Source organism: Nonomuraea sp. 3N208, assembly GCF_052245935.1.
Lineage (GTDB): Bacteria > Actinomycetota > Actinomycetes > Streptosporangiales > Streptosporangiaceae > Nonomuraea.
On the sequence record NZ_JBQQBR010000031.1, the window covers coordinates 61,507 to 88,317 of the forward strand.

Below are 26,811 nucleotides of genomic sequence, written 5' to 3' on the forward strand. Positions count from 1 at the left end.
ATGAAATTCATCGAATCACTGTCGGATCGCGTGCTGAGCCGGATCCTGCGGGAGGAGGCCGCTAGCGCCTTCGTCAAGAAGGGGCCGTGTGTCTTCGGCGTTCGAGTCGTCATGACATGCACGATGGATGGCCAGGGCACCTCATGCTGGAACAAGCGGCTGGTGCCGTGCGGCAAGAAGTCCGGGAGAGGGCGCTGAACGCCGTCCTCGGAAAGATCGCGGACCGCGCCCTGGGGTGGGTGATTCCCGAAAACGCCGCCGCCGCGGGAACCGTTTCCTACACGCCGAGCAGTACCGGCTCCGGGTACTGGAGCAGCGTGCCGGTACAACGCCAACTGTCACAGCCGGCTCTGGAAGGTCTACCTGGTGTGCTACTGCCCGCCCGGGGGATCCGGCTGCTACCTCAGGACCGGTGGCAAGCGGTGCTGCTAAGTCGTATTTCCTCGGTCGAGTAAGCGACGATCATGCGTGAAGCCCGTGGTGGAAGTGGTGATGATGGAAATCGACTTCATCCGGGCTTCACGCTGCCGCCGGGTCACGCGCTGGCACCGGCCCTTCGCGAGTGATGCCTGATCCACGTAACTCAGACGTACCCCTACCTGCTGAACGAGACCACCGGCAGCAGGCAGTGGCAGCTCAGGCTCTATCCGAAGGGCAAGAAGCAGCGCAACGTGCCCATCTGCCGCGAGCTGGCTGTTCTCCTGGCTCACCACGCGGCAGCGGCAAACACCCGACCGCGTACCGGGCCCGGTCCGCGTCGGCCCGGCGCGCCGACGTCTGCGGTGGAACGGCCGCCAGCGGCGGCTTGGCGGTCAGGCGGGGATCTCGGCGGTGGCGGTCAGCATCGCCGATGAAGCGCGCGGCGTGGGCCCGCCGGGAGCGCCGAAGATGCCTGACATCTGCTCGGCGGGCCAGGGGGCGGCATCGGTCAGCGTGGTGCTGGTGTCGGTGAAGGCGGGCACCTCGGGAGGCGGCCCCTTGGGCGGGCGCGGGGACCAGGGCCATCACCGCCACGAGGCCGGCAGTTAAGAATTTCCAAATAAGGGTCATGACCGGAAACCTAGAAAGCCCTATTATTTGTCTCAAGTGGGTATTCCGGGCTAGGCCGAAATCTGGAGCCACGATGCGATTCCTTGCCATCGTCCTGCTGCTGTTACCGCTGCTTCCGACCCCCGCATACGCCGCCGAACTGCCCGGCGGCAAGGCCAACTACGTCGTCACCCTGGGCCGGCTGCGCGCCGACGTCCGGGACAACTGGATGCGCCTGGGCACGTACCAGTTCGCGACCGACGGCACCGTCACGGCGCGCACGTACCTGTGGCGGCAGACCGCGCCTGCCGCCCGCGAGGGCACCGGCACCACACCCGACCTCGACAGCTGCTCGACCGTCAGCGGCGCGGTCGGCCACACCCGCGCCCGCCACTGCGAGGTGCTGACGGCGGGCGGATTCAGGGGCTCCCCGCCCGAGTCGCGCACCGGGACCTTCAACGTCGCCGGCGATGTCCTGAACATCACGTGGAACTTCGCCCAGGCCTGGTCCGAACAGTGGTACCTGCGGCCCAACACCGACGGCACGCTCGTCCGGCTGGAAAGCAAGTACAACACCTTCGCCACCCACGCCTACGGCTACGGCAGCAACGCGGCGCTGTCCACGCGCCGGGCGATGAGCACCGTGCAAGCCTTCCCCGGGACGCTCAAGCAGGATCTCGCGTCCTGGACGAAGGAGAACGTGACCACCTCGACCGGGCAGGTGTTCACCAACACGGCCTATCGCACGTGCACGACGACGACCTGGTGCCTGACCTACGCCCAGCCGTCGTCCGAGAAAGCCTGCCAGGCGAGCGGCGGCTGCCCCAACTACGGCGGCGGCACGGCGACCAACGACAGCTCGATCCAGTACTACCTGGTCAAGGTCTCCAGCTACGACCGGCGCGACACGCTCTGGCACTGGTGCACGTGCCTGGCCAGGGAGCGCGGTGAGTTCTGCTACACCGGCAACTCCCACGTCAAGCCGCTGCTGCAGATCATCGACGACGGCGGGGGCTTCCACGGCTGGGTGGGCGCCGAGGCGTCCTTCTACCCCTCGGGCAGCGACCCGCGCTACTCCGACATGCTCAGCGTCTTCCGCATCACCGACACCCGGTAGCTGCGGAAGACGCCGAGCAGCAGGATCAGGTCACCGTTCCCGGCTGGGCCGACAGGAAGGTCTGGGCCCAGCCGCCGGTGTCCGCAGACCAGCTCATTGGCGGCCACGTGTCCTCATGAGGCGGTCAGTACCAGCGGGACCGGTACAAGCGCTGCCCGCTGATCCAGTACTTGTCGCCGTCGGGGTGGGAGACGAGCTGTGCGCCCGCGGTACCCGGCGGAGCGGAGTCCGTGAAGGCCTGGGGGTCGAGTCGGTGGAAGCGGCCTCGCGCCGTCACGTACAACTGCCCGTCGCGGGCGTCAAAGCGGACCTTCGTCGCCAGCGGGTTCCATTCGCTGACGCTCGACCAGTCGAACGGGGCGACTTCGTGCGTCCGTACCGTTTCCCGCGTCGCCGGGTCGAGTTCGAAGAGCTTGCCGGCGGTGATGCCCCACAGGTGCCCCGCGGCGTCCACGGTGAGCCCGCTGATGGCTCGCTCGCCGGGAAGGGGTTCGGTCTCCCACAACTTGGTGCCGGAGGCGACGTCGAAGGCGAAGACCTTGGCCGTGGTCTGGGTGGGAGTCGAGCCGTTGCCGCCGTAGTCCTGCCAAATATCGGTCTGGACCGATATTCTCATTGGAAATTAGACGAACATATTCCGTGCGTCAATAGTGGACTCCGGTAGCAATGAAGAAATTCCGGGGATATGCCGCTGACCGGCGATAACGACTTGGCGTTGAGCGCAGTAGGGGGCTGTTGACGCTCTCGCTACGTTCTGTTCCAGTTCCGTCCGGTCCAGAACGAAGATCTCCAGACGTCTGATCGCAGGAAGGGGCTCCCTCCGAGGACTTCGGGACTATCCGGCGTACAGCTTGGCGATGCGCGCGCCGAGATCGGCGCCGTAGCTCTGGTGGTAGACCTGGGCGGAGCAGTAGACAGGGCCGCCCTGACGGGCCAGGCCGGCCGTCCAGGTGGCGGCGTTCTCCACGCCGGGGTCGCTCATCTGCAGGCCGGTGACGGCGATGTCATCCACGCGCACGTCGACGAAGTTGTTGCCCACGCCCTTGCGCTCGTACAGCCGCCATTGCAGTGTCGCACTCGTCGCCCCGGTCAGCTTGGCCGTCAGGTCGATCGTGGTCTGCTGCCAGGCGTACTCATCGGCGGCGACATCCCGCTCCCACACCACTCGGCCGTTGAGGAGAAGCTGCTTCATGTGGTAGCCGGCCGGGCTCCCGGATCCGCGGTTGTCCCGGTGCCAGAAGCTCACTGTGCGCTTGGTGGCGCCGGGTGTCAGCTGGATCGTCCGCGTGGCGCTGCACCACATCCCGGCCTGGGTGAGGGTGTCGGCCTGGACGACGAAGCTCAGCCGTCCGTTGCCGGTCCGGGCGAGGTTGTCGGTCGCGGGGCGTGTCCATCCGGGGTCACGGGCGATGTAAGGGAGCTTGTACTGCAGGATCCCGGCGAGTTCTCCCGCGGCGACGTGCTCGAGCGCCTTCTTGGTGATCGCCTCGGCGTAGGCCACTGTCGGTTTCAGGGCGGTACGGCTCAGCGGGTGGGCGTAGGGCATCAGGTAGATATCGGTGTCGGGGAGGCGCTGGGCGACCTGCTTGACCTGGTAGGACAGACTCCACGTCCACGACGTGTCCCGGACCGGCTCGTCCCGGAAGGGGAAGATCACCCCATCCAGCAGCGGGGCCTGCTCGGCGGCGAACGTATCGGTGAACTGGCTGTAGTAGACGATCGGGATGAACTTGAACGACGGGTTGATCGCCTTGGCCGCCGCACGCATCTGCTTGACGTACGCCGGGGTGAACGTCTTGAGGTCGAAGCCGTAGTCGTCCACGGTCCAGCCGATCAGGTTCGGATGGCTCTTCGAGAGAATGGCGAGCTCGCTGGACCATTTCACGTAGTCGTGCCCGTGCGGCCGGGAGACGGCCGACTGGCTCGGCGCGTAGACCGTGACCCACACGTCGATCCCGGCGTCCGCGGCGGCAGAAAGGAACTCGTTACGCAGGTCGTCCCAGTGATCGTAGCCACCGGCCAGAGGATAGACGTAGGTGTTCACGTTGAGTGCCTTCAACGCGCTGATCATCGCCTTGGTGTCCATGTGCTTGATGCCATCGGCCCGCGCCTCTACCTCCCGGATGAGGTTCCCCGCCGTCCCCACCACGCCGGGGCTCGCGGCGTGGGACACACCGGGGAGCAGCGACAGCAGCAGGGCGACGACCATTACGAGCACGGGACGGGGCACGACGTTCCTTCAGCATGATCCGTAGACGAGGGTTCGTCAGCATAGGGAACACCGGTATGTCGCCGGTATGGCGTGACGCGCCGCCCCGGACGCCTTCACCATCACCTGCGAAGGCCCCCTGACCCCGACCACGCGATGATCATTCAAGATCGAGATACACCATTGACTGACCGGACACCCTGATGACGCTCAATCTGTCATTCGCTCACGTGACAGTGGAGGGCTGGGCTGACAGGAGGGTCTGTACCCAGCCGGCGGCGTCGACGGTGCCCTGGCCGGTCAGGTCGTCGTTTCGGCCGTCGTAGGGGTTGATGTCGAGGTAGTCGCGCATGGAGTTGTCGCGGTGGTGGCCGTAGTAGACACCCCCGCCAGGCGACAGCAGGTGGTCGAATATCTGCCAGGTGGAGTCGCGTAGCTGGTAGCGCTTCCAGGAGCCGGCACCGCTGATGTTGTAGGAGATGAGCTGGCCTTCGGCCGTGGTGCCGAGGATCCAGTCGGGTCCGGTGGCGGTGAGGGTTTTGACGGCGAAGCCGCTGCCGATGACGGTGTTGTCGGTGATGTCGGCTACGTGCGTGCTTCGCGCCAGACCTTCGACACCCGAACGGAACCGCGGGCGCGAGTCGCGGATCTCTGGCAGCTATCCGGGCACGAGGCAGGAGTAGATACAGCGTTGCCGACCGAGACACGGCCCCGCATCTTGGTTGGACCTAGGATCGGACCATGCCCTTGACCGCGAACGACGTCGACCGGTTCGAGGCCTCCAGGCCGCGCCTGGAGGCCATCGCCTACCGCCTCCTCGGCTCCGCCGGGGAGGCCGAGGACGCCGTGCAGGAGACGTTCCTGCGCTGGCAGGCCGCCGACGTCGACCGCATCGAGGTCCCCGAGGCCTGGCTGACGAAGGTCCTCACCAACCTGTGCCTCACCCAGCTCACCTCCGCGCGGGCGCGCCGCGAGACCTATGTGGGCCAATGGCTTCCCGAGCCGCTGCTCGCCGGCGACCCGATGCTCGGCCCGGCCGAGACCGCCGAGCAGCGCGAATCGGTCTCGTACGCGGTCCTCACCCTCATGGAGCGCCTCTCCCCCAACGAGCGGGCGGTGTACGTGCTGCGGGAGGCCTTCGACTACCCGCACCGGGAGATCGCCGAGATCCTCGACATCACCGAGGCCGCCAGCCAGCAGATCTTCCACCGCGCCAAGAAGCATATTGCGGATGGCAAGGCCCGCACCGAGATCGACGAGGCCGCCGCCCGGCGGATCGTCGAGGAGTTCCTGGCGGCCGCCACCAGCGGCCAGACCGGGCCCCTCGTACGCCTGCTCACCGAGGACGCCATCTCGATCGGCGACGGCGGCGGGAAGGTCCCGGCTCGCGCCAAGGCGTTCGAGGGCGCCGTCGCGGTCGCGAAGTTCGTGTGGGGCCTGTTCAAACCCGGCGAGGCCAAGCGCGCCATTGTCGGCGGCGCGCCCGAGGTCTACGCCTGGACGGCCAATGGCGACCCCGCCGTCGTGGCCGTCGTGGACGGCCGGGTCGTCGGCGTCATGTGCCTGGAGGTCACCGCCGAGGGCATCGCCGCGTTCCGCAACCAGGTCAACCCCGACAAGCTCGAACGCGCGACCGCGCAGTGGGCGGCCGCCGACCCCGGGGAGCCCCTGTTCAAGGCCTTCTGAACGCTATGTGAGGTGCTTCACATCGCGTTGCTGTCAGGAAACGGCGGGCTGCCCGGTTCAAGTGGCAAACCCGCGCAGGACAGGAGCAAGGGAATGCAGCACCGCATCATCGTCCTCGGAGCCGGATACACCGGAGCCATCGCCGCCGGCCGCCTCGCCAAGCGGCTCCGCCGCGAGGACGTCGCCATCACCCTCGTCAACGCTGAGCCCGACTTCGTCGAACGCGTCCGCATGCACCAGCTGGCGACCGGCCAGGACCTCCAGCCCCGGCCATTCAGTGAGATGTTCGCGGGCACCGGCGTCGAACTGAGGCTCGCGAAGGTCACCGGCGTCGACGTCGACCGCAAGACCGTCGCCGTCATGGACACGAACGGCGCCGGAATGACCCCGCCCGAGTCCCGCGCCGGCTTGATCGCGCCCGAGTCCGGCGCCAGCTTGATCGCGCCCGAGTCCGGCGCCAGCTTGATCGCGCCCGAGTCCGGCGCCAGCTTGATCGCGCCCGAGTCCGGCGCCGAAGAACTCGCCTACGACACCCTCGTCTACGCCCTCGGCAGCGGCTGGAACGCCCAAGGCGTCCCCGGGACCGCCGAGCACGCCTATGAGATCGCCAGCCGCCCCGGAGCACTCCGGCTGCGCGAGCGCCTGGCCCGCCTCGACGCCGGGCAGACCGTGGTCGTCGTCGGCGGCGGCCTCACCGGCCTGGAGGCCGCGACCGAGATCGCCGAGGCCCACCCAGACCTCGACGTCGCCCTCGTCGCCCGCGACGGCCTCGGCGACTGGCTCTCGCCCAAGGGCCGCGAGCACCTGCGGAAGGTCTTCGGCAAGCTCGGGATCACCGTGCACGAGCACGCCGCCGTCACCGGCGTCGAAGCCGACCGCGTCGCCACCGCCGGCGGCACGGCCATCCCGGCTGCGGTCACCGTGTGGACCACCGGCTTCGCGGTCCGCCCGATCGCGAAGGCGACCACCCTGGAGGTCACCGACACCGGCCAGATCGTGGTCGACGGGACCATGCGCTCGGTCTCGCACCCGGACGTGTACGCCGTCGGCGACGCGGCCATGGTGATGGGCCCCGGAGACAAGCCGCTGCGTATGTCGTGCGCCTCGGGAATTCCGACCGCGTGGCAGGCCACCGACGCGATCGCGGCGCGCCTGACCGGCGGGAAGCTCCCGAACACGCCGATCCGCTACTTCAACCAGTGCATCTCACTGGGCCGCAAGGAGGGCTTGATCCAGTACGTCACCGCCGACGACCGCAGCGTGCAGGTGGTCCTGACCGGACGGCTCGCCGCCGTCTACAAGGAGCTGGTCTGCAAGGGCGCCGCCTGGGGCGTCGCCAACCCGACGCTCGGGCTGCCGACCCGGCGCCGCCGCGTCACGCGGGAGCAGGCCGCGGCGGGCGCGGCCGGGAGCTCCCAAGCGTCGATGTCGACGGTGACCTGGTCGCCCGAACGGATCTCCTGATCACCGCTCAGCACGTGGGCTGAACCCCCCCGGCCAAGTCAGTTGAGCATCCTGCGTGTTCACCTCAGCCGACTAGTTCTGTGGAACCGCCGTCCACGGCCGGAGCTTGTCGGGGTTGCGTACGGCCCAGATGTGCTTGATCCGGTCGCCTGCGACGTCGAACGCCATCACCACCACGGTGACGCCGTCGCGCTGAACCACCAGACCGGGCTGACCGTTGACCGTACGCTCCAGGATCGTCAGGTGCGGCACCCTGCCGCTGACCTCGACGGCGTAGCGCGACCTGTTCGGCGCCTTCGATCGGGCGGAGCACGGTGCTGACCGGCTGGGGCATCGGTCAGCTCAGGATGATGGGGTTGGTGAGCGCCGCCATGTGCCCGCTCAGGTGACGCACCTCGATGCGGACGAACGCCGATTCCTCCGCGCTGGTACGCCACTCCAATACGCCTGATCCATTGCCGGGCAACGATTCGCGGTGCACCGTCCCTCGATCGGTGTGAAAGCTGACACGGCCGGACGGCACACCACGCACGTCCACCCGTACCACCGCCGGTCCGCCGCAGGTATCCAGCCGCCCCCCGATGTCGGCACTGCGATCACCAGCGGAGACCTGGAGCGACAGCTCAACCGTGGCCGATTCGGCGATCCAGCTTCGGCCGGCACGGATGCCGGCGAGAACCGCGTCGGTACTCAGTTCGTCGGCCAGCACGACGGTGTGCGGCGTGCCGATCTGACCCTCCAGATGGGTATCGCTGTTGCCCATCGCCGGCCGCCACCGACCACTGCGGATGTCGACGGCCAGGCTGCGACCCCATTCGGCCAGTGCCGCCTCGTTGTCCGCCTGCCACGGCTCATCGGAGGTCCACAGTCCGTTCCACACCTCCACCACATCAAATCCCTCGAACGGGTACATGAAGGTGCCAGAGGGGTACGGCGCGTGCGGGTGGGCCGCCACGCATAGCCCACCGGCCTCATGTACCTGATCCAACTGCTTGCCGATCAGGTCGTCGCGGACGCGATAGCGCCAGTCGACCACCTGCCCCGGATTGATGCCGATCGCCAGCCAGTGCCCGGTTTGGCTGGTGGCTTCCTGGCCGATGACCACCAGCAAATCGTCACCGGCGAGCGAACCCCAGGCGCCGTGCGCATCTGAGGTGTTGTGCTCAGTGGTCGCGATGAAGTCCAGGCCAGCCGCACGGGCACCGGCCGCAAGCTGCTCCGGCGTCAGCTCTCCGCTGTTCGAGAGGACCGAATGCACATGACAGTCACCTCGATACCAGCCATGACCCCGACCAGCCACCCGTCTCGGCGGGAACTGTGACTCTGACACCTGCTCCGCCGTCCCATCGTCCGTGACCATCCGGGCAGCGTACTCACCCCAGTGTAGGGATCCACAAGATCCAGATGGCGATTCAACGGCCGCCTACAGCGAACATGATTCGGCTCCAGTACGGGAGACGAGGAGGAGGGTGGCGGAGGGATCGTTATCCGACGGTGGCGGGACACCGGTGGCAGGCGCCCCCAGTAGAGTGCGGTGCCGCCGAGTGCCGAGAGGTGAGGGTGAACATGGATGAGCAAGAACTGACCGAGCCGTGGGAAGGCGTCTTGATCACTCCGGGCCCCATCAGTCACACAGGTGTCCTTGTTCTGGCGGGGTCGAGCGGACGTATCGAACGGGAGAGGGCTCGTATCCTCGCCCGGGAGGGAATGACCGCGATGTCGATTCGATGGTTCGGCGGTCCCGGACAATCACCGGGCATCTGCGAGATTCCTCTGGAGACTTTCGTGTCCGCCATCGATCTGCTCGAATCCACCGGCGTACGCCGCATTTACCTGCTGGGGGCGTCCAAAGGCGCGGAGGCCGCCCTGCTCACCTCCGTCCACGACCCGCGTGTTGACGGCGTCGTGGCGATGTCGCCTACCTCGGTGATATGGGGCAATGTCGGCCCAGGGCTGGATGGGCAGCAGCGCCCTTACCGGTCGTCCTGGACATGGAAGGGACAGCCGCTGCCCTTCGTCCCATACGACGATGACTGGACGGCTGCTGAACCGGCGAACGGTCCGGTGGCTATTCGCGGCTGGTACGAGCGCAGCGAACGGACGTTCGCCGACATGCTCTTCACCGCCGAGATCCCTATCGAGGAGACCAAGGCTGACGTGCTGCTGGTGGCAGGAGGGGACGATGCGATGTGGCCGTCCCTCCCGTTCGCTGAGCGACTTGTCGCCCGTCGCCGCACCGCTGGTCGTACAGCTCGTCTGATCAGCCGAGCCCAAGCCGGCCATCGTCCGCGTCTTCCAGGGGAAGGTCCCGCTCCCGAGTCGCCCCACTTCCTTTACGGGGGTGATGCTGTCGCCGACGCCGAGCTCGGAGCTGCCGCCTGGCCGCACATTCTCAATCTGCTTCGCGGCTGACACGATCGGCTTCTGGCGGCCCCCCGGCCGTTTCAAGTGCACGGTGGGGCTGCTACGCGATTCGACCCTGGTCAGCGGATCTTGAGCAGACCGACCAGGAGGGTGGTCAGTTCCGCCAGGGACAGTTCGCGTCCCTGGGCCACCAGGCGTTCGTACGTGTCCTGCGGGAGGGCTTCGCGTACGGCGGCGGCCTCGCGGGGGCCATCCAGCGGGTCCATCAACTCGGGGGAAAAGCCCACCCGGCGGCCGACGGCCTCCACGCCGCCCATCAGCACGGCTGCTTGGTCGGCCTGTCCGGTCAGCACGAGGGCGTGGGCGGCGGTGTGGATCAGCACAAGCCTGGAGGTGACGTCCTGGTGGCGGTCGAGCGCGTCCAGAATGCCGGCGGCGATCTCCAGGGCACGCCGACCGTCGCCGCGATCGCACGCGGTTTTCATGGCGGCCCACGCCGAGGAACCGGCCGCCCAGTCGTGGCCGCAGGAGTCGGCGGTCGCGACGGCTTCGGCCAGGACTGTGGCGGCGGTCGGAAGATCTCCTAGAACCCGGGCGAGCATGCCCTGCACCATCAGCGCTTCGGCCACCAGCCAGTCCTCGCCGGCACGCCGGGCGAGGTCGACCGCGCTGCGGGCGAGCGCCGGAGCGTCAACGGGTATGCCGGCGAGTACGCCGAAGTGCGTCTGGTAGACCCGTGCGGATGCCTCGAGCATCAGGTCATCGGCCTCCCGTGCCTCCTGCTCCGCCAGCACGACGGCCTCGTACGCCTGCGCCGGCTTCCCGGCCAGATAGCTGAGCCCGCTGACGGCGAGCCGTGCCCGCCCCCGGACCGCTGGCTCGGCGTGCGGGGCCGCGGCGAAGGCCCTGGACATCCAGGACAGGCCTTCGGCGATGTGGCCCATGCGGTACCAGAACCAGTACAGCGCTCCGCCCAGTCGCAGCGCGTAGTCACCATCCCCGGCGGCCAGCGCGGAAGCGAAGGCGGCGCGGAACTCCGGCTGCTCCCGGGTCAGCCGGCCCAGCAGCTCGGCCGCCTGCGGGCCGTGGAGCCTGCGTTCGGCGCTCTCCGCCTGGGCCAGGACCCAGGCTCGGTGCCGTTGCTGGGTCTGCGCGAGGTCGTCCGGGTCGAGTTCCCGCAGCGCGTACTGACGCAGCGTCTCCAGCAGCCGGTAGCGGCGCGGTGCGGTGCCGGGCTCGACACCGACCAGCGACTTGCGGACCAGGGCGGACAGGGGAGGCAGCACGGGGGTTTGGCCTCCGACGGCGGCCGCGGCGTCGAGGTCGAATCCGGCGGCGAACACGCTCAGCCGGTGGAAGAGCCGGCGTTCCCCGGGTTCGAGGAGCCGGTGGCTCCAGGTGATGGTGGACTCCAGCGCACGATGCCGGGCGGGCAGGTCGAGCGGGCCGTCGACCAGTACATCGAAGCGGTTTTCCAAGGCGTCGGCGATCTGGCCGATGGAGAGCATCCGGCATTGCGCGGCGGCCAGTTCGATGGCGAGCGGGATGCCGTCGAGGCCGGCGCAGAGCCCGGGGATCCGGTCGAGGTCGTCCGAATCGGGGGACCAGGCAGGCAGCACCGCGGCAGCCCGTTTCCTGAAGAGTTCGGTGCCGTCCCCGGCCGGGTCAAGCGGCCGTACCTCGTAGACCGCCTCGCCCTCCACGCCCAGCGCTTCGCGGCTGGTGGACAGGACCCGCAGGCCACCGCAGCGGCTCAGCAGCAGACCGGTCAGGGTGGTGACCTCGTCCAGCAGGTGCTCGCAGTTGTCGAGCACCAGCAGTAGTCGCCGCCCGGCGAGCACGGCCGCCAGGTCTCCGGCGGAGGATGCCCCGGGGATGCCGACGGCGGCGCCGATCGTGGCGGCCAGCAGTTCGGGCGAGGTGAGGCCGGCCAGTTCCACCAGCCAGGGCCCGTCGGCGCTGTCGGTACGGCTTCTGGCCGTCTCCAGCGCGAGGCGTGTCTTGCCCACTCCCCCCGGGCCGGTGAGGGTGACTAGCCGGTACTCGGCCAGCAGACGGTCCACGGCGGCGATGTCGCCCGTGCGTCCGACGAGGCTTGACAAGGCGAAGGGTAGGTTACCGACGGGCGCCGCCGCAGGACGGCGGGCAGGCGCGACCGGGGCGGTGCGGGGCCTGGTGGCGGCGGGAGTGGCGTCGCCGACGTGGACGCCGACGGTTGCGGCGGAGCGGGCGGGCGGCGGGTCGAGTCGGGGATCCTGAGCGAGCACCGCCGACTCCAGGTCGCGTAACGCGAGTCCGAGGTCGATGCCCAGCTCGTCGGCGAGCCGTTGCCGTACCGTGCGCAGCGCCGCGACCGCGTCAGCCTGCCGCCCGGACCGGTAGAGGGCAAGGACGAGCAGCTCCCAGCCGCGTTCCCGCAGCGGTTGTTCGGTCACCAAGGCCTCCAGCTCGCCGACCGCCGCAGCGTGCCTGCCCAGGTCGATGGTGGCGGCCAGCCGGTCCTCGTACGCGGCCGCACGCAGGTCCTCCAGCCGGGCCGCTTCTGTGAAGGCGAAACCGGCCCCGTCGAAGTCCGCGTAAGCGGGACCACGCCACAGCTCCAGTGCCTCGGTGAGCAGTTCCGCGGCGGGGCCTGGTCTGCCGCCGTCCAAAGCGCGCCGCCCCGCCACGGCGAGGTCGGCGAAGCGCTCGGCGTCGACCGCGGACGGATCAGTCCGCAGCGCGTATCCCGTCCCCTCACGGACAAGTAGCCGAGCAGGAGCGCCGGGCGGGCGTTCCGGCTCCAGGGCCCGGCGCAGCTGGGAGATGTACGCGTGGAGGGTCGTCGGTGACGAGGGCGGGGAGCCTTCCCACACCTGGGACGTGATCCGCTCGGCGGAGATCATCCTGCCCCTGGCGATCAGCAGGGCGGCCAGGACCGCCCGCTGCCGCAGACCACCCAGGCCGACCGCCCGTCCCGCCAGCTCGGCCCGGAGGGAACCGAGCACCGCAAACCGCACCGTATCGGGAGCGACGCCACCCATCGGCCCCCCTCTCGCACACCCCGTGAAGATCTCATGCGAGGGTAACCCGAAGGGCTGCGGCCCAGGAAGGGGCGCGGGAACCGTCAGCTCGTGCAGGTGGCCTTGACCGAGACGTACCGGCGGACGGCGTCTCCATTCGTGGCCGTCACCGTGAGCTTGTCGCGGCTGAACGCGTCGGAGGTCGTGTCCAGGCTGGTCGAGACCGACACCCCGGTGGCGGCGGTGATGGTGATCGTATCGGTCAGCATCGTGGGAGCGTATGAAGGGCACATGACCAGGAAGGATCTGGTGATGCCCGGCTCGACCCAGACCGCGTTGCCCGCACCGGCCGTCGCCGCCGAGGCCGGGGCCGCGATGGCCGTCAGCCCACCGGCCACGGCGGTCGCCAGCACGATGCCTGCGGTGATGTGTTTGATCATGATGATGTCCTTTCTCTCCAATCCCTTCGGGACTGTTTCGGTTTCGGGTGTGCGGCCCCAGGATGGGCAGCGGAGACGTCACTGACCGGCTGGGATCTGCTCCCGGGCCGGAAGCCGGCGGTGGGCCGGGCCGCCGCTGGGACGCGGCCGGAGCACACGGGCCAGGACGCCGGGCGACAACAGGTGCTGTGGAGGGGCCTGCAGGTTGGCGACGCTCAGGAAGGCGTGCCCGACCACCGGGTCCGCCTCCGCGGCCACGTGGAGGCGGGTGATGTAGCGGTTGAGCAGCTTCACGCGCAGAGGGCGTGGAGCCTCGACGGACGGGAACCGCAGATCACCACCGACCGACATGTCCCAGGGCACGTCGATGATCCGCGCGGCCCGCTCGAAGAAGCGGCGGGCCAGGCCGTCGCGCCGGCCGTTCTCCAAGCACTCACGCAAGGCGACGGCTTCGCAGGCGGCCACCGTCATGCCCTGCCCGTAGCTGGGATTGAACTGGCACAGAGCGTCACCGAACACCACATAGCCCTCGGGGAATCGGCCCAGCTGTTCGTAGCGGCGCCGAATGCTCACCGGAATGCGCATCCGCCGCGGCTCCCCGAGCGGTTCCAGGCGCTCCAGGAGGCGGTGAAGGTCCGGGACAGGAAGGCGGGCGGCGAAGCCGTGGTACCCGTCCGGGTCGACGGGTGGGACGTCGTCGCCCATGCCGAACAGGGTGACGAGCCAGCGGTCTCCCTCACCGCTGAGGGCGACCCCGCCCCTCGGGACCGACGCGCTGTGCCCCACCACCATGGCGACGAAGTCGGCGTCGCCCGGCCGGCGCCGGTAATCACGCGAAACGTACTGCAGCCGGGAGTCGACACGTTCCTCCGGTGCGGGCTCGTATCCCAGTCGCCGCAGCCATTCCGTGCCCCGGTTTCCCCGGCCCACGGCGTTCACCACGAGATCGGCGGCCATGTCCTCGGGCTGGTGCCCCGTACGCTGCAGACGTACTCCGGTGACCACGCCGTCCCTGCCGGCGATCGGCTCGACCACCTCGCAGCACTCGTGGATCACCACGCCGGGAAGATCCGCGACCCGGGATCGCAGATACCGTTCGAGTTCCGGCCGGCTCACCGTCAGGCCGCGCATCTGCGAAGGCGCTGGGTGCAGCAGCCGGCCGTCGTTGTACCAGCGGACGTCGTCCTGGATGTCGCAGGTGGTGGCGCCCGCCGCGACCAGGTCCGCAGTCAGCCCCGGGAACAGCTCCTCAAGGATCTCGCAGCCCCGGGACAGCATCCCGTGCGCGTGATGCCCCTGGGGCACGCCCCGCCGGGGGACGCCCTGGGCGGGCAATGCGTCACGGTCGATCACCGTGACCCGTTCGAACGTCTCGCTGAGCACCCGGGCCACCAGGAGGCCGCCGATCCCCGCTCCCGCGACGACGGCGTGTCCGGTGGGCGGGTGTCCGATGCTGGTCATGGCTTCCTCACCCCTCTCTCCGGATCAGCCCCACTGGGAGGGGTCGCCTGCCACAGCCACCCATTGGCTGGGGTCGCCGTCGGTGGCGTGGGCCGCCGTGGCGCCCAGGCCGAGCAGGACTCCCAGGGCGATTCCCGCCGCCGCTGCGGTACAGATCATTCGCTCGATCATGATTCACCTCGTTGTCCGGCCGCCCGGACCGGGCGGCGCCGCGTTCATGACAACGAGAGTGGGCCGGCCTGCTTCGGGGCCGCTGGGAACGGGCTTTCCCAGCGACTTCCAAGGCTTCCCAGCGCCCCGGATCAGCGCCTCCGCCGATGGCTGGGGGCCGCTGCGATCAGACGATCATCGTCCAGCGATCGACGAGGTGAGCAGGGCGCTCGCATCCTGCCGAGACATCGCGCGCCCGCGCGCCGCATGGCGTTCGTACTCCTCCGGCGGAAGTGCGCCGCGTACGGCGGCGGCCTCGCGGGGCCCGTCCAACGGGTCCATCAGCTCCGGGGAGACGCCGGCTCGCTTGCCGATGGCCTCCACGGCCCCCATCAGCACGGCCGCGTGCTCGACCTGCCCGGTCAGCGCGAGGGCGCGGGCCGCGCTGTGCACCGTCACCAGCCAGAAGGAGATGTCTCCGTAACGGTCCATCGTGGCCAGGATGTCCGCTGCGATGGCCAGTGCCCGAGTGCCGTCCCCGCGGTCCGAGGCCGTCTTCATTTCGCACCAGGCTGCCCCGTCCGCGGCCCAGTCGTGGCCACTGGCGCGAGCGGCGCCGATGGCCTCATGAAAGACCCTGTCAGCGCCCGGCAGATCCCCCAGCACCCGCAGCGCCATACCCCGGACCATGAGCGTTTCGGCCTCCAGCCAGTCCAGGGCGCTACGCCGGGCCATCTCGACGCCCTCGCGGGTGAGGGCCTCGGCGTCCAGCGCCACCCCGGCCAGCAGGCCCAGGTAGGCGGCGTAGGCAGTCGCGCCCGCCTCCGTCACCGGGTCACCCGCCTGGCGGGCCTCCTCCATCGCCGAACGAGCCGCCTGGTACGCCTGTGGCGGCTGTCCGGCCAGGTAGTGCAGTCCCGTGAGCGCGTACCAGGCACGCGCCCGGACATCCGCACCGGCTCGCGGGGCCGCCGCGAACGCCTCGGACAGCCAGGCCAGGCCCTCCGCGACATGCCCCATGCGGAACCAGAACCAGAACAGCGCGCCGCTCAGCCGTAGCGCGTACTCGCCGTGACCCGCCGCCAGCGACGAGGCGAACGCGGCCCGGAACTCCGCCTGATCGCGGCTCAGCCCGTTCAGCAACGCCGCTCCCTGCGGGCCGCGGAGATGGCGTTCGGCGTTCTCAGCCCGGGCCACGGCCCAGGCGCGGTGGCGTTCCTGTGCCCGGGCCATCTCGTCCGGGGAGAGCGCGGCCAGGGCGTACTGACGCAAGGTCTCCAGCATCCGATAGCGGCGTGGCGCCGTGCCGGGTTGGGCGGTGACCAGCGATTTGCGGACCAACGCCGACAGCGGCGCCAGTACGGGATCGACCCCTCCAACGGCGGCGGCCGCCTCCAGGTCGAAGCCGGCTTCGAACACGGCGAGCCGGTGGAAGAGCCGGCGTTCGTCCGGCTGCAGCAATTGATCGCTCCAGGCGACCGTGGCCAGCAGAGTGCGATGGCGGTCCGGCCGTCCGGCGGATCCGTCCACCAGCAGGGTGAAGCGGTCCTCTGCGGCATCGGCGATCTGGGCGACGGACAGGGCCCGGCTTTGCGCGGCGGCGAGTTCGATGGCCAACGGGATGCCGTCGAGTCGCGCGCACAGGGCGGCGATCCTCTCCCTGTCGCCCGGCTCGGCCGCCCACCCGGGCGAGACGGCTGCCGCACGGCGCAGGAACAGGTCCGCGGCCTCCGTGGCGGCATCCAGGGGCGGTACTTCGTAGACCGTTTCACCCGAGATGCCTAGGGGTTCACGGCTGGTGCACAGCATCCGCACAGTGCCGCAGCGGGTCAGCAGGGTGTGGACCAGCATGGCGGCGGGGACCAGCAAATGCTCGCAGTTGTCCAGGACGATCAACATGTCACGGCCGGCGATGATCCCGGCCAGCTGATCGGGGGACGCCGCGGCGGGCAGCCCAAGGGCGGCGGCCATGGTCGCGGTGAGCAGTTCGGGTGTGTGCAGACCTGCCATCTCCACGAGCCAGGGCCCGTCGGCGTCGGTACGGGCGCGTGCGACCTCCAAGGCCAGGCGGGTCTTGCCGACGCCGCCCGGGCCGGTGAGCGTGACCAGCCGGTGCCCATCCAGCAGAGATGCGACGGCCGCGAGGTCGCCGTCGCGGCCGACGAAGCTGGACAGCGCGAACGGCAGATTGCCCGAGGGCGGTGCCGGAGCCGCGGCCGGAGAGAATGACATGCGGCTGGGCTCGGCCGGCACCGGGGCCAGCCGAGGGTCCTGGGCGAGTACGGCCGCCTCCAGGTCGCGCAGGCCGCGTCCCGGGTCGATGCCCAGCTCGTCGGCCAGCTTTCTGCGGACCTTCCGAAGCGCGGCGAGCGCGTCGGCCTGCCGCCCCGACCGGTACAGGGCCAGGACCAGCAATTCCCAGCCGCGCTCCCGCAGCGGATATTTGGCGATCAGCGCCTCCAGCTCGCCTACGGCAGCGGCGTGCTGCCCCGACGCGATGACGGCGGCGAGCCGGTCCTCGCTGACTGTGGCCCGCAGATCCTCCAGCCGGGTCGCGTCGGGCACGGCGAAGGCGGCTCCGCCGAAATCGGCATAGGCCGGGCCCCGCCACAGCGCGAGCGCCTGTCCGAGCAGGTCCGCGGCGAGTTGCGGTTCGCCGCCATCCAACACGCGCCGCCCACGAGCGGCCAGATCGGTGAAGCGCTCAGCGTCGACCGCGGCGGGCACTGCCCGAAGGGCGTATCCGGGTCCCTCGCGCACCAGCAGCTGGGCCGGAGCACCGGGCGCCCTTTCTGGCTCCAGCGTCCTGCGCAGATCGGCGACGTACCCATGGAGGGTCGTCGGGGAGGGAAGTCGCGACCCCTCCCACAGGTCGGAGAGGATCCGCTCTGCTGAGACGCTCCTGCCCCGCGCGATCAGCAGCAGCGCCAGCACGGCCCGCTGACGGGGTCCGCCAAGCCCTGCCGGGCGACCGCCGACCTCGGCCTGGAGCGGTCCCAGAACGCCGAACCTCACGCCCTCGGCCACGCTCACCAGCAGACCTCCCGCCGCACTCAACGCGCTGTGAGAATATCCGAATCATCCACATATCCGAAGAGTGCACGCCGACCGGCTAGCGCCTTGCCTTCCGCGTTGTCGGCTCGGTGTTGAGTAGGACAGCGCCGGTGACGACGGCGAGCAGTGCGATGGCTTTGACGGGTGTGAGCGGCTCGCCGAGCCAGCCGATGCTGACGGCGGCGACACTGGCTGTGCTGAGTCCGAAGAGGCCGTAGGCGACGCTGCTCGAGATGCGTCGCAGGGCGACCGCGAGTAGCAGCAGCTCGACGATGAACGCGACGAGGGCGGCGGCGATGAGGAGTGGCCGGGTGAAGCCGTCGGAGTAGACGAGAGCGAAGACCTGCACGACATCGAGGGCGATCGCGCCGTACAGTGCGGCCCAGCTCACCAGGGCCCGCGGTTCGGCGATGGTGCGGTCGAGGGCCGAGGTGTTCATGGAGCCTCCTTCGCTACGTGTTCTGCAAGCGCAGGACAACGACGCCGGCGCCGATCAGGACCAGCGCCGTGGCTTTGCGGGTGGTGTGCTGGCCGACCAGCGGGCGGTCGCCTGGCTTCAGAACTGGACGGACGGCAGGCGACAAGAGGCCGTCGACGCGGGGACGGTGGCCCGGCTGCGCGACCTGCGCGAAGGATTGCGGCAGCTCGCCGCCGCCAACAACCGCCAGCGGCATGACGAGGAGATCGCGGATCGGGCTGCGGCCGTGCTGCGGTCGGTGCCCCTGGTCGTCGAGTTCGGCGGGCCCGAGACGCCGCCCCGGCTCGGGCCGTACTCCGCTGCGGGCCTGGCCGAACGTGCGCTCGCAGACGCCGCAGGCTCTTACCTCACCGCAGCCGCCAGCGGCGAGTGGTCGCGGGTCAAAGCCTGCGCCGCGCCCGACTGCCGATGGGCTTACCTGGACAGTTCACGCAATCGGTCCCGCCGCTGGTGCGACATGGCCGAATGCGGAAACCGGGCCAAGAATCGCGCTTGGCGGCAACGTCAAGCCGTCGGCGGGTAGAACGAAAGCTCGCGATCTTCTTGAACCCGAGCAGGCCTACCGGTCCCCACCAGCCGCTCCCGCAAATCCTCGTCCCCAATGTCGTCATGCGCGAACCCGTTGATGGACGGGTCGCCGGAAGGCGTGTGGAGCCGTTCGATGAGCGGAAGCCGCAGCGCGAACCTGGCTCCCCGTGGCGAGTCCTCGACCTTCAGGCAGCCGTTGTGGGCACGGGCGATGTCGCGGGAGATGGCCAGCCCGAGTCCGCTTCCGCCGGGGTCGCGGCGGCGGCTGTCGTCGAGGCGGACGAAGCGTTCGAAGATGCGCTCCCGATGGGCAGGGGCGACGCCGGGGCCGTCGTCGGTCACCGCGACGACGGCTTCGTCCCCGTCCCGCTCGACGGTGACGTCGACGGCCGACTCGGCATGCCGCTGCGCGTTGGCCAGGAGATTATCCAGTACGCGGATGAGCTGCATCCGATGCCCGCGGATCACGAGCGCGCGGCATGCGCGGACGCCGGCCGGCACGCGGCCGGGCTGGGCGTTCACCTCCGTGGCGACCAGTTCGCCCAGGTCGATCTGTTCCGGAGGGGTGGGTTCGGCGGCGCGCAGGCGTGCCAGCTGCAGCAGGTCCTCGACGATTGCCTCCAGCCGGTCCGTGGCCGCCAATGCGGTGCGGATCGTCTCGTGCGGGTCGACGTCGTCGGGGTAGCGCACCGCCTCCTCCAGCTGCATGCGCAGCCCGGTGATCGGGGTTCGCAGCTCGTGCGAGGTGGTCGAGGCGAACCGGCGCTGCTGCTCCACCGCGCCCTCCAGGTGGGCGAGTGTCTGGTTGGCGGTGACGGCGAGCTGCGCGATCTCGTCCCGGCCCGGCGGAACGGGGACCCGCAGGCTCAGATCGCTCACCGTGATCTCCGATATCCGCGCCCGGATCGCCTCGACGGGACGCAGCGTACGCCCCACCAGTACCCACGTCGTCCATGCCGCGACAGCGACGGTAAGTGCGATCCCCGCACCGATGACATATTCGAGGCGGTGCGTGGACAGGACGTCGGGCTCGGGAAGGCCCGCGTAGACGACGCCGGAGTCCGGCGCCGGGGTCAGGCGGATGGCCACCAGCACGAGGCAGTGGCCGGGCCGGCGACACTCGATGTACCGCTGGAACCTGTCGTCCGGCGGCGGGCGGACCTGGCTGAGTGGACGGGTCGCCGACGCCATCTTGCTGCTGGCCACCACCCCCTGGTGGACGTCGACGACCTGGATGAGGTCGATGGGGGCGTAAGCGGGGATCCGGCGCGGGACGTCACCGCTGCGGGCCACCGCGCTCCATTGACTCGCCACCCGCTCGGCCTCGTCGAAGGTCATTGTTTCGACTTTGTAGCGGATCGCCAGGTCCAGCGTCGCGCCGAGCGCGGAAAGGACAATCAGCGAGAACAGGGCCACTGCGAGCGCGTACCGGGCCCGAATGGAACGCTTCCAAGACCAGGTCATGCCTCCAGTGTCAGACTCATCACATGGTGACGGAAATGCGTATTTTGTCCGTTTTATACGCTAGGCGTATGGATGTGCAACTGCGCCATCTCCGAACGCTCGTCGCTGTCGTCGATGCGGGCACTTTCACCGACGCGGCAGCCGTGCTCGGTTGCTCGCAGGCTGCCGTGTCACGTTCGATCGCCGCTCTGGAGACAATCCTCGGCACTCGCATGCTGGATCGTTCCACCCATCATGTTCTGCTCACGGGGCCCGGTAGCCGAGTCGTCGCCCACGCCCGGCGCATCCTCGACGAGGTAGCCCTCCTTCGGCGGATCGCTGACGAGTCCCGTGCCGAGCTCCGCGTCGGCTACGCCTACGCCGCCTTGGGCAAGCACACGCGGCGCCTACAGAAGGCGTGGGCCGCCGCCCACCCGCGGGTGTCGCTGGTGTTCCTCCATTCCAACAGCCCGACGGCCGGTCTCAGCGGGGGCATCGCCGACGTCGCCGTGATCCGCCGGCCCCTCGAGGACGACCGCTTCGATGTCGCCTCGATCGGCATCGAATACCGCTACGCCGCGGTGGACACCGACAACGCCCTCGCGCGGCGCCGCTCCGTGCGGCTGGCCGATCTCGCCCGCTACACCGTCGCGATCGACTACCGCAGCGGTACGACCAGCCCGGACCTGTGGCCGCCCGACGCCCAACTGACCACCCGCAACACGGACGGGGTCGACGAGTGGCTCACTCTCATCGCCTCTGGCCAAGCCGTCGGGATGACCGCCGAGGCCACCGCCAATCAGAATCCTCGTCCCGGCGTCGCGTACCGCGTCGTCACCGACGCGCCCCTCATCGACGTGCGGCTGGCCTGGTGGAAGGACGACCCGCCCCCGCTTCTGGACGCGCTGCTGGAAATGACCCGTCAGCTGTACGCGACCGCCCCGCCGCGAGCTCAACGCCACCGTCCGCCCGCCACGGCAGGGGCGGCGGCCGCACCAGGCGGCGGGACCGGCCGATGATCGAGTGCTCTGGCCGCATGGCTACGAGCCCTCTGCCCGAACGGCCCACCGCCGACGCCGCATCCGTCCACCTGATCCAATCCGGGGAAAGAGAGCAATATGATCTCCGCAGTCGTCATGCCCAGTCCCGGCGCGCCGCTGGAAGCGCGCGCGTTCGACCGCCCCGAGCTCGAATCCGGAGTAGGCATCGTCAGCTCTCGGCCAGCTCGGCCTTGGTGTGCGGTCCGGTGAGCCGCTTCTTGGGCTGCCCATCGACGAAGACGATCAGGGTCGGCAGCGCCATGATCTCGAACCGGCCCGCCAGCGCGGCCGCCACCCGGCGCGCTTCCTACCGAGGTGCTTGGGAGGCGGCGAGGCTGATCGTGGCCGGGATGCCCTGGCGGGTCATCTTCACGTACGGGCACAACGCGGTCGCCCGCGCGAGCAGCGGGGTGGCCGTCTCGCGTTCGACTCCGGGCCAGATGACGACGAGGTCGGCGCGTAGCTGGTATCCGCCGTCTGCGGGATCGCGGCCGAAGGCGACCGTCGCCTTCACCATGATCTGTCCGGGATCGAGGGAATGTTGCCGGGCCACCAGGCTGAGGGCGCCGTGGAAGCAGGCGGCGTACCCGGCGGCGAAGAGCTGCTCGGGATTCGGGCCGGAGGTGTCGCCGCCCAGTTCCTCGGGCATCCCCAGCTCCAGGTCGAGGGCGCCGTCGGCGGAGCGGGCCCAGCCGGTGGCCCTTCCATGGGCGGAGCTGCCGCCGGTCACGGAGACGTGCGTGACGTAGAGCGGTTTGAACACGGTGCCGCTGTAGTCGTGGTCCGTGGACAGTATCGAGTCGTTCACCGGATTGTGCCTTTCATGCCGAGGCGCGCGAGGAGCCTGTGGGGGACGCGCTCTTCACGGGCGGTGCCAGCGCTGCAGCTTGTCGGGGTTCAGGACGATCCATACGGCGGTTACCTCCGTCCTGGCGACGCTCACGCAGGCCACGGCCACGGCCTGGCCAGACCTGCGCAGCACCAGGCCCGTGCGGCCGTTCACGGACCCGACGGCCACGTCGGTGCCGGGTTGGCCGGTCAGCAGAGCCGTGACGAACCGGGCGACCGCGTCCGCGCCGTAGGTCGGGCGTGCCGCGGCACGCAGCTTGCCGCCACCGTCGCTCACGACCATCGCGTCCGCCGCCAGCACTGTCCTCACTGCCGCCGCATCTCCCGTGTCGCAGGCCGCCGCGAGCCTGCGCACGACACGATCATGCCTGTCGAGCATCGCCTGGCGGGATCCGGCCTGAGCGGACAGGTGCTGCACCGCGCCGGTGACATGGGCAGGCAGTGAAACCGAGCCGCCGGTAACAGACGCCATGACCGAGCCCGGTTCGCTGATGGAGCCTTCGGCAGTTGCGGTGAGCAAATCCAGGCAGATGCCTCCGGCGACGCGCGTCAGCCAGGCTCGCGGCACCGCGATGCCGGCACGTTCGTCCTCGTCGAGGGCGTACCAGCGGCGGTAGGTCTCCTGGACGATCCGGTCGGCTGTAACGGGCGAACCGAACATCCACAAAGCGATCTCGAGAAGGTGCTGCCGCTCGTCGAGCATCTCCGCCAGCGACTCGGCGCCCGCCTCTGTCATAGCGTGCCCTCGCCGGCCTCGTGAGCGGGTGCGTATGCCGGAGAGCGAGCGAGTTTCTCCTGCTTCCAAAGCGTGGAAGGGCCGGCGCGGCCGCCGGCCAACGAGGTCCTCTGCACGATGTCCTCTGTTCTCTCGGTGTCGCCCAGCTAAGACAGGACAGCCGGTCCTGTTGTGACGCCTTTGGCGAAATGCCGCCGGCCAGCGGCCGTAGCCGCTGGCCGGCGATCCGTCACGCGGTCGCGTGCACAACCCCCACACTGGGCGCCGGTCAGCCCTGTACGTGGCCGGCGGCGTCGAGGATGGTGGCGACCACGGCGTCGGGCTGGGACGCCGCGATCGCGTGTGAGGCGCCGGCGATCTCGCGGGTTCCGCGCGAGCCGGCGCGTTCGGCCATGAACCGCAGTGCGGCGGCCGGGATGTTGAGGTCGCGCTCGCCGTGGACGAACCAGGACGGCTTGGTACGCCAGCCCGGCTCGTCCGCCGTCAGCCCGTCGGTCAGCGCCCGCTCGGTCACCGGCCGCTGGGTCGCCGCCATCAGGGCGGCCTCGCCGGCGTCGAGGTCGGCGCAGAACTGGTGGTGGAACTTGTCCTCGGCGATGCGGAACTCGTTGCCGCCGGAGGCGACCGGGTAGGCGTTCAGGGCGCCGCCGAGGGTGCTGCCCTCGAACTTGGCGGACAGCAGCAGCGCGCTCTCGCCGGCTTCGGGGGCGAAGGCGGCGACGTAGACCAGAGCGCGGACGGCCGGGTTGCCGGCCGCCGCCTGGGTGATCACCATGCCGCCGTAGGAGTGGCCGGCCAGGATGACCGGGCGGCCGAGGCCGGCGATCACGTCGCGCACGTACGCGGCGTCGCCCTCCACGCTGCGCAGCGGGTTGGCCGCGGCGACGGCGGTCAGCTGGTTGCTGTGCAGGCGCTGGATGACGCGGTTCCAGCTGGCCGATTCGGCGAAGGCGCCGTGGACCAGGACGACGACGGGCTGTTCTGCGGTGGTCATGAGTTTGCCTTTCCGGGGGTCAGGGCGCTCTTGAGTACCTCGATGGCCTGAGCCATGGCGGCACTGGACGCCGCGGTCGCGCGGACGGGGTTGAGCATCATGAAGTCGTGCAGGGTGCCGTTGTAACGGACGCTGGTGGTGGGGACGCCCGCCTCGGTCAGCTTGCGGGCGTAGGCCTCGCCCTCGTCGCGCAGCACGTCGTTCTCATCGACGATGACGAAGGCGGGCGGCAGGCCGGCCAGGTCGTCGAGGGTGGCGCGCAGCGGTGAGGCGGTGATCTCCGCGCGCTGGGCCGGGTCGGTGGTGTAGGCGTCCCAGAACCAGGCCATGGCGTTGGCGGTCAGGTACGGGCCGTCGGCGAACTCGCGGTAGCTGTCGGTGTCCTGGGCGGCGTCGGTGACCGGGTAGTACAGCGACTGGTGCGCGAACCGTACGTCGCCGCGCCGCTTGGCCAGGATGGTCAGCGCGGCGCTCATGTTGCCGCCGACCGAGTCGCCGGCCACCGCCAGGCGGGAGCTGTCCAGGCCCTCCTCGACGCCGTGCCGGGTGATCCACTGCGCTGTGGCGTACGCCTGCTCGATCGCCACCGGGTAACGCGCCTCGGGCGAGCGGTCGTACTCCACGAAGACCACCGCCGCTCCCGCGCCGACGGCCAGCTCGCGCACCAGCCGGTCGTGGGTGCCGGTGTTGCCCAGCACCCACCCGCCCCCGTGGACGTACAGGACGACGGGCAGCACCCCGGCCGCCCCGGTGGGCTTGACGATCCGCACCCGCACGTCCCCGACCTCGGCAGGGATCGTGATCCACTTCTCGTCGACGTCGGGCTTGTCAATCGGGGCGGTCTGTAGGTCGTCCAGCACCTTGCGGGCGCCCTCGACGCCCAGCTGGTACAGGAACGGAGGCTTGGAGGTCGCGTCGGCGAGTTCCTGTGCCGCCGGCTCCAGGACGTGTCTGCTCATGATGTGCTTCCTTTACTCGTGGTTTCTCGATGGCCGGCGACCGCACCGTCACCCGGTGCTTCCTCGCGGAAGCCGATCTCTCGGTGGGTCCCGTCGCACAGCGGTTTGTTGCTGGAATGGCCGCAGCGACACAGCGTCATCCTGTTGCGGGTCTCCAGTGGGCGGGCGTCCGCCCGCAGGACCGGTACTCCACCGGTGACCCACAGCGCGCTGGCCAGTCCGTCCTCTTCTTCCAGGACCGAGATGGCCTGCGGAAGGTCGGGCTCGATCGTGTCGCCTCCGCGTTCGAGGGCGTAGCTGTAGGAGCCGGAAGGGCAGTGGTCGATGCGCCCCATGATGTTGGAGCGCACGTCGCTGTCACCGGTGTCGGCGAGCATCTCGGCGATCGGCCTGGTGCGTCCCAGGCAGAAGGCGGCGTGGATGCACAGCTCCCCCACCCGCTGGGCCGAGATCCCCACGCCGTCGTGTACGTGCTGCAGTTCCTCATACGGCCGGACGCCCGCCGTTTCCGTACCGTCGAACCCGATCACGGCGTGGGTCCCGTCGCAGAACGGCTTGGAGCCCGAGTGGCCGCAGCGGCAGAGCGCGTAGGTGTCCTCGGTCGCCATGGCTTCGCTGGTCTTCCAGGTCAGCGCGTTGTTCTCGGCCGAGACGATCTTGCGTTTGCGTCTGAGCGGAACGCCGCCGTACACGACGTACGGGCCGTCGCGGAGCACGACGATCCGCTGCCGGTCGCCGACGCTCCATCGGCGCAACTCGGGTGCCACGTATTCGAAGGTGGGCCCGGCCGTGGTGCCGTCTTCGTCGGGCATCCGCATCAGGGCCTGGGCTTGGGCCTTGAGCGCGTACATCGTGCCGGTGGCGACCGCCAGCAGCTTCGGGCTGCCGTTGAAGGCCTGCTCGAGTAGGTGCAGGACGGCGCAGTAGGTGTGGTTGAACTCTTCCTGCGCCGTGCGGATCGCGCTGCCCGGAGCGTGGTCGGACAGCCGCGGATTGCGCCGCATCGGACGTACGCCGGCCAGGTCCACCGAGAGCGCCTCGCCGGTGGGCCCGGACTGCGGGGTGTCGCCCCGCCGGTACCGCCGGCCGATCTTGAGTTCCTGGAAGCGGTAGTAGTGCGCGACCTCGTCCCGATCGGGGTGGAAGACGTCCTGGTCACCGTCCCAGACCTCCCCGCGGGAGGTGCCTTCGCCCTGCTCGACGATCTCCTCCAGTGCCGCCAGCGCGGAGTCCAGACCGTCGACCGCGATCAGTCGTCCGGCAGTGTGCCGGAAGTGGCCGGCGCTCACCTGGCGAGCGGGATCGCCGCCGAAGACCTCCCGCTCGCCGAGCCGGTCGCACAGGTAGCGCAGACCGTGTTCGATCGCGGCGTAGAACTGCCCGATCGTCTCGTAGCCCTCACCCTCCGCCGGAGCGCCGGGCGGTGCCGGTCGTTCGAGACGCAGAAACATCTCGAGTGCTTCCTGGCCGAAGGGAACGAGCGACAGTTCGAGGGAGCGGTCGCCGTGGGGCAGCCGCCGGGGATGTGGCGGCAGCATCCGTGGCGTGTCCAGCCGCGGCCGGCCGCCGACGGCGTTGAGCAGGTTGGCGGCCAGCGCCAGGTGCAGCATCTCTTCGGCGAAGACGCTGCCCACCACTTCGACGGCTTCAGGGTTGCGCTCCGGGTCGAGCGAGTACAGCGCGCACAGGTACGGAGGCAAGGTCGCATGTTCCAGCTCGATCGCCCACTGAAGGTGCTCACGAAGGCTTTCGAGCGTCGCGATCGGCACCGGCACGGTGGCGGTCCCGTACCGTTCTGGGTGATTCAT

27 protein-coding genes are annotated in these 26,811 nt (G+C 69.7%); 7 read left to right on the forward strand and 20 right to left on the reverse strand.

Going from position 1 to position 26,811, the window contains the following annotated elements:
* Entirely contained in the window at nt 1-198 is a 198-nt protein-coding gene (locus ACTWPT_RS38860) for a hypothetical protein (RefSeq protein WP_443182504.1), read from the forward strand.
* A gap of 614 nt (nt 199-812) precedes the next feature.
* On the opposite strand, the gene ACTWPT_RS38865 is transcribed toward ACTWPT_RS38860, so the two are convergent.
* Nucleotides 813-962: a hypothetical protein gene (locus ACTWPT_RS38865; protein ID WP_443182505.1), complete on the reverse strand. Its 150-nt coding sequence runs from the start codon at nt 960-962 to the stop codon at nt 813-815.
* 161 nt (nt 963-1,123) lie between these two features.
* Between ACTWPT_RS38865 and ACTWPT_RS38870 the strand changes: the two genes are divergently transcribed.
* Complete coding sequence (locus ACTWPT_RS38870; protein WP_443182506.1) at nt 1,124-2,146, forward strand: hypothetical protein; 1,023 nt, start codon at nt 1,124-1,126, stop codon at nt 2,144-2,146.
* On the opposite strand, the gene ACTWPT_RS38875 is transcribed toward ACTWPT_RS38870, so the two are convergent.
* The 4 genes from ACTWPT_RS38875 to ACTWPT_RS38890 form a co-directional block, all read right to left on the reverse strand.
* On the reverse strand, nt 2,101-2,253 hold the full coding sequence (locus tag ACTWPT_RS38875; RefSeq protein WP_443182507.1) for a hypothetical protein: 153 nt from the start codon (nt 2,251-2,253) through the stop codon (nt 2,101-2,103). The genes ACTWPT_RS38870 and ACTWPT_RS38875 overlap by 46 nt on opposite strands.
* Nucleotides 2,254-2,270: 17 nt before the next feature.
* Nucleotides 2,271-2,762, reverse strand: a complete 492-nt coding sequence (locus ACTWPT_RS38880) for a hypothetical protein (RefSeq protein ID WP_443182508.1) — start codon at nt 2,760-2,762, stop codon at nt 2,271-2,273.
* A gap of 219 nt (nt 2,763-2,981) precedes the next feature.
* Complete coding sequence (locus ACTWPT_RS38885; RefSeq protein WP_443182509.1) at nt 2,982-4,376, reverse strand: hypothetical protein; 1,395 nt, start codon at nt 4,374-4,376, stop codon at nt 2,982-2,984.
* Between the two features lie 205 nt (nt 4,377-4,581).
* Nucleotides 4,582-4,707 (reverse strand): hypothetical protein, encoded by a 126-nt coding sequence (locus ACTWPT_RS38890; protein WP_443182510.1) that lies wholly within the window; start codon nt 4,705-4,707, stop codon nt 4,582-4,584.
* 389 nt (nt 4,708-5,096) lie between these two features.
* On the opposite strand from ACTWPT_RS38890, the gene ACTWPT_RS38895 reads away from it, so the two are divergent.
* Together ACTWPT_RS38895 and ACTWPT_RS38900 are read left to right on the forward strand one after the other, a co-directional pair.
* Nucleotides 5,097-6,041 carry an RNA polymerase sigma-70 factor gene (locus ACTWPT_RS38895; RefSeq protein WP_443182511.1) on the forward strand — a complete coding sequence of 315 codons (945 nt, stop codon included), beginning with the start codon at nt 5,097-5,099 and terminating at the stop codon, nt 6,039-6,041.
* 93 nt (nt 6,042-6,134) lie between these two features.
* Nucleotides 6,135-7,505, forward strand: coding sequence for an NAD(P)/FAD-dependent oxidoreductase (locus tag ACTWPT_RS38900; protein WP_443182512.1), 1,371 nt, complete (start codon nt 6,135-6,137; stop codon nt 7,503-7,505).
* 72 nt (nt 7,506-7,577) lie between these two features.
* Here the strand turns inward: ACTWPT_RS38900 and ACTWPT_RS38905 are convergent, their stop codons facing one another.
* Nucleotides 7,578-7,757, reverse strand: coding sequence for a hypothetical protein (locus tag ACTWPT_RS38905; protein WP_443182513.1), 180 nt, complete (start codon nt 7,755-7,757; stop codon nt 7,578-7,580).
* Nucleotides 7,758-7,842: 85 nt separating this feature from the next.
* Complete coding sequence (locus tag ACTWPT_RS38910) at nt 7,843-8,865, reverse strand: CehA/McbA family metallohydrolase (protein ID WP_443182514.1); 1,023 nt, start codon at nt 8,863-8,865, stop codon at nt 7,843-7,845.
* Nucleotides 8,866-9,071: 206 nt separating this feature from the next.
* On the opposite strand from ACTWPT_RS38910, the gene ACTWPT_RS38915 reads away from it, so the two are divergent.
* A complete protein-coding gene (locus ACTWPT_RS38915) occupies nt 9,072-9,917 on the forward strand; it encodes an acyl-CoA thioester hydrolase/BAAT C-terminal domain-containing protein (RefSeq protein ID WP_443182515.1) in 846 nt (281 codons plus the stop codon).
* Nucleotides 9,918-9,988: 71 nt separating this feature from the next.
* Here the strand turns inward: ACTWPT_RS38915 and ACTWPT_RS38920 are convergent, their stop codons facing one another.
* The 6 genes from ACTWPT_RS38920 to ACTWPT_RS38945 form a co-directional block, all read right to left on the reverse strand.
* A complete protein-coding gene (locus ACTWPT_RS38920; protein WP_443182516.1) occupies nt 9,989-12,856 on the reverse strand; it encodes an AfsR/SARP family transcriptional regulator in 2,868 nt (955 codons plus the stop codon).
* A 119-nt stretch (nt 12,857-12,975) separates the two neighbouring features.
* The gene (locus tag ACTWPT_RS38925; protein ID WP_443182517.1) at nt 12,976-13,311 is read right to left on the reverse strand and encodes a hypothetical protein; all 336 of its coding nucleotides are present in this window, start codon (nt 13,309-13,311) and stop codon (nt 12,976-12,978) included.
* 78 nt (nt 13,312-13,389) lie between these two features.
* Nucleotides 13,390-14,772 (reverse strand): NAD(P)/FAD-dependent oxidoreductase, encoded by a 1,383-nt coding sequence (locus ACTWPT_RS38930; RefSeq protein ID WP_443182518.1) that lies wholly within the window; start codon nt 14,770-14,772, stop codon nt 13,390-13,392.
* 24 nt (nt 14,773-14,796) lie between these two features.
* The gene (locus ACTWPT_RS38935; RefSeq protein WP_443182519.1) at nt 14,797-14,931 is read right to left on the reverse strand and encodes a hypothetical protein; all 135 of its coding nucleotides are present in this window, start codon (nt 14,929-14,931) and stop codon (nt 14,797-14,799) included.
* Nucleotides 14,932-15,117: 186 nt separating this feature from the next.
* Nucleotides 15,118-17,955 (reverse strand): BTAD domain-containing putative transcriptional regulator, encoded by a 2,838-nt coding sequence (locus tag ACTWPT_RS38940; RefSeq protein WP_443182520.1) that lies wholly within the window; start codon nt 17,953-17,955, stop codon nt 15,118-15,120.
* Between the two features lie 79 nt (nt 17,956-18,034).
* Nucleotides 18,035-18,415: a DMT family transporter gene (locus ACTWPT_RS38945; RefSeq protein ID WP_443182521.1), complete on the reverse strand. Its 381-nt coding sequence runs from the start codon at nt 18,413-18,415 to the stop codon at nt 18,035-18,037.
* Between ACTWPT_RS38945 and ACTWPT_RS38950 the strand changes: the two genes are divergently transcribed.
* Entirely contained in the window at nt 18,414-18,977 is a 564-nt protein-coding gene (locus tag ACTWPT_RS38950; RefSeq protein WP_443182522.1) for a CGNR zinc finger domain-containing protein, read from the forward strand. The genes ACTWPT_RS38945 and ACTWPT_RS38950 overlap by 2 nt on opposite strands.
* Here ACTWPT_RS38950 and ACTWPT_RS38955 read toward each other — a convergent pair.
* The gene (locus ACTWPT_RS38955) at nt 18,959-20,446 is read right to left on the reverse strand and encodes a sensor histidine kinase (RefSeq protein ID WP_443182523.1); all 1,488 of its coding nucleotides are present in this window, start codon (nt 20,444-20,446) and stop codon (nt 18,959-18,961) included. The two genes, ACTWPT_RS38950 and ACTWPT_RS38955, sit on opposite strands and share 19 nt — an antisense overlap.
* A gap of 68 nt (nt 20,447-20,514) precedes the next feature.
* Between ACTWPT_RS38955 and ACTWPT_RS38960 the strand changes: the two genes are divergently transcribed.
* Entirely contained in the window at nt 20,515-21,444 is a 930-nt protein-coding gene (locus tag ACTWPT_RS38960) for a LysR family transcriptional regulator (protein WP_443182524.1), read from the forward strand.
* A gap of 190 nt (nt 21,445-21,634) precedes the next feature.
* Here the strand turns inward: ACTWPT_RS38960 and ACTWPT_RS38965 are convergent, their stop codons facing one another.
* The 6 genes from ACTWPT_RS38965 to ACTWPT_RS38990 all read right to left on the reverse strand — a co-directional run bounded on the left by ACTWPT_RS38965 (nt 21,635) and on the right by ACTWPT_RS38990 (nt 26,811).
* Nucleotides 21,635-21,760, reverse strand: coding sequence for a thioredoxin family protein (locus ACTWPT_RS38965; RefSeq protein ID WP_443182525.1), 126 nt, complete (start codon nt 21,758-21,760; stop codon nt 21,635-21,637).
* A 12-nt stretch (nt 21,761-21,772) separates the two neighbouring features.
* Nucleotides 21,773-22,273, reverse strand: a complete 501-nt coding sequence (locus ACTWPT_RS38970; RefSeq protein WP_443182526.1) for an Ohr family peroxiredoxin — start codon at nt 22,271-22,273, stop codon at nt 21,773-21,775.
* A gap of 54 nt (nt 22,274-22,327) precedes the next feature.
* A complete protein-coding gene (locus tag ACTWPT_RS38975; protein WP_443182527.1) occupies nt 22,328-23,050 on the reverse strand; it encodes a hypothetical protein in 723 nt (240 codons plus the stop codon).
* A gap of 268 nt (nt 23,051-23,318) precedes the next feature.
* The gene (locus ACTWPT_RS38980) at nt 23,319-24,044 is read right to left on the reverse strand and encodes an alpha/beta fold hydrolase (RefSeq protein WP_443182528.1); all 726 of its coding nucleotides are present in this window, start codon (nt 24,042-24,044) and stop codon (nt 23,319-23,321) included.
* Nucleotides 24,041-25,003, reverse strand: a complete 963-nt coding sequence (locus tag ACTWPT_RS38985; RefSeq protein ID WP_443182529.1) for an alpha/beta hydrolase — start codon at nt 25,001-25,003, stop codon at nt 24,041-24,043. Before ACTWPT_RS38985 ends, ACTWPT_RS38980 begins: the two co-directional genes overlap by 4 nt.
* Nucleotides 25,000-26,811, reverse strand: a complete 1,812-nt coding sequence (locus ACTWPT_RS38990) for a ferritin-like domain-containing protein (protein WP_443182530.1) — start codon at nt 26,809-26,811, stop codon at nt 25,000-25,002. The genes ACTWPT_RS38985 and ACTWPT_RS38990 overlap by 4 nt, the downstream gene beginning before the upstream one ends.

Excerpts from the sequence above, each read along its gene's own strand:
- ACTWPT_RS38860 (WP_443182504.1), top strand. The coding sequence starts at position 1 with ATGAAATTCATCGAATCACTGTCGGATCGCGTGCTGAGCCGGATCCTG.
- ACTWPT_RS38870 (WP_443182506.1), top strand. The coding sequence starts at position 1,124 with ATGCGATTCCTTGCCATCGTCCTGCTGCTGTTACCGCTGCTTCCGACC.
- ACTWPT_RS38880 (WP_443182508.1), bottom strand. The coding sequence starts at position 2,762 with ATGAGAATATCGGTCCAGACCGATATTTGGCAGGACTACGGCGGCAAC.
- ACTWPT_RS38890 (WP_443182510.1), bottom strand. The coding sequence starts at position 4,707 with ATGCGCGACTACCTCGACATCAACCCCTACGACGGCCGAAACGACGAC.
- ACTWPT_RS38895 (WP_443182511.1), top strand. The coding sequence starts at position 5,097 with ATGCCCTTGACCGCGAACGACGTCGACCGGTTCGAGGCCTCCAGGCCG.
- ACTWPT_RS38900 (WP_443182512.1), top strand. The coding sequence starts at position 6,135 with ATGCAGCACCGCATCATCGTCCTCGGAGCCGGATACACCGGAGCCATC.
- ACTWPT_RS38910 (WP_443182514.1), bottom strand. The coding sequence starts at position 8,865 with ATGGTCACGGACGATGGGACGGCGGAGCAGGTGTCAGAGTCACAGTTC.
- ACTWPT_RS38915 (WP_443182515.1), top strand. The coding sequence starts at position 9,072 with ATGGATGAGCAAGAACTGACCGAGCCGTGGGAAGGCGTCTTGATCACT.
- ACTWPT_RS38925 (WP_443182517.1), bottom strand. The coding sequence starts at position 13,311 with ATGATCAAACACATCACCGCAGGCATCGTGCTGGCGACCGCCGTGGCC.
- ACTWPT_RS38930 (WP_443182518.1), bottom strand. The coding sequence starts at position 14,772 with ATGACCAGCATCGGACACCCGCCCACCGGACACGCCGTCGTCGCGGGA.
- ACTWPT_RS38935 (WP_443182519.1), bottom strand. The coding sequence starts at position 14,931 with ATGATCTGTACCGCAGCGGCGGCGGGAATCGCCCTGGGAGTCCTGCTC.
- ACTWPT_RS38950 (WP_443182522.1), top strand. The coding sequence starts at position 18,414 with ATGGAGCCTCCTTCGCTACGTGTTCTGCAAGCGCAGGACAACGACGCC.
- ACTWPT_RS38945 (WP_443182521.1), bottom strand. The coding sequence starts at position 18,415 with ATGAACACCTCGGCCCTCGACCGCACCATCGCCGAACCGCGGGCCCTG.
- ACTWPT_RS38955 (WP_443182523.1), bottom strand. The coding sequence starts at position 20,446 with ATGACCTGGTCTTGGAAGCGTTCCATTCGGGCCCGGTACGCGCTCGCA.
- ACTWPT_RS38960 (WP_443182524.1), top strand. The coding sequence starts at position 20,515 with ATGGATGTGCAACTGCGCCATCTCCGAACGCTCGTCGCTGTCGTCGAT.
- ACTWPT_RS38975 (WP_443182527.1), bottom strand. The coding sequence starts at position 23,050 with ATGACAGAGGCGGGCGCCGAGTCGCTGGCGGAGATGCTCGACGAGCGG.
- ACTWPT_RS38980 (WP_443182528.1), bottom strand. The coding sequence starts at position 24,044 with ATGACCACCGCAGAACAGCCCGTCGTCGTCCTGGTCCACGGCGCCTTC.
- ACTWPT_RS38985 (WP_443182529.1), bottom strand. The coding sequence starts at position 25,003 with ATGAGCAGACACGTCCTGGAGCCGGCGGCACAGGAACTCGCCGACGCG.
- ACTWPT_RS38990 (WP_443182530.1), bottom strand. The coding sequence starts at position 26,811 with ATGAATCACCCAGAACGGTACGGGACCGCCACCGTGCCGGTGCCGATC.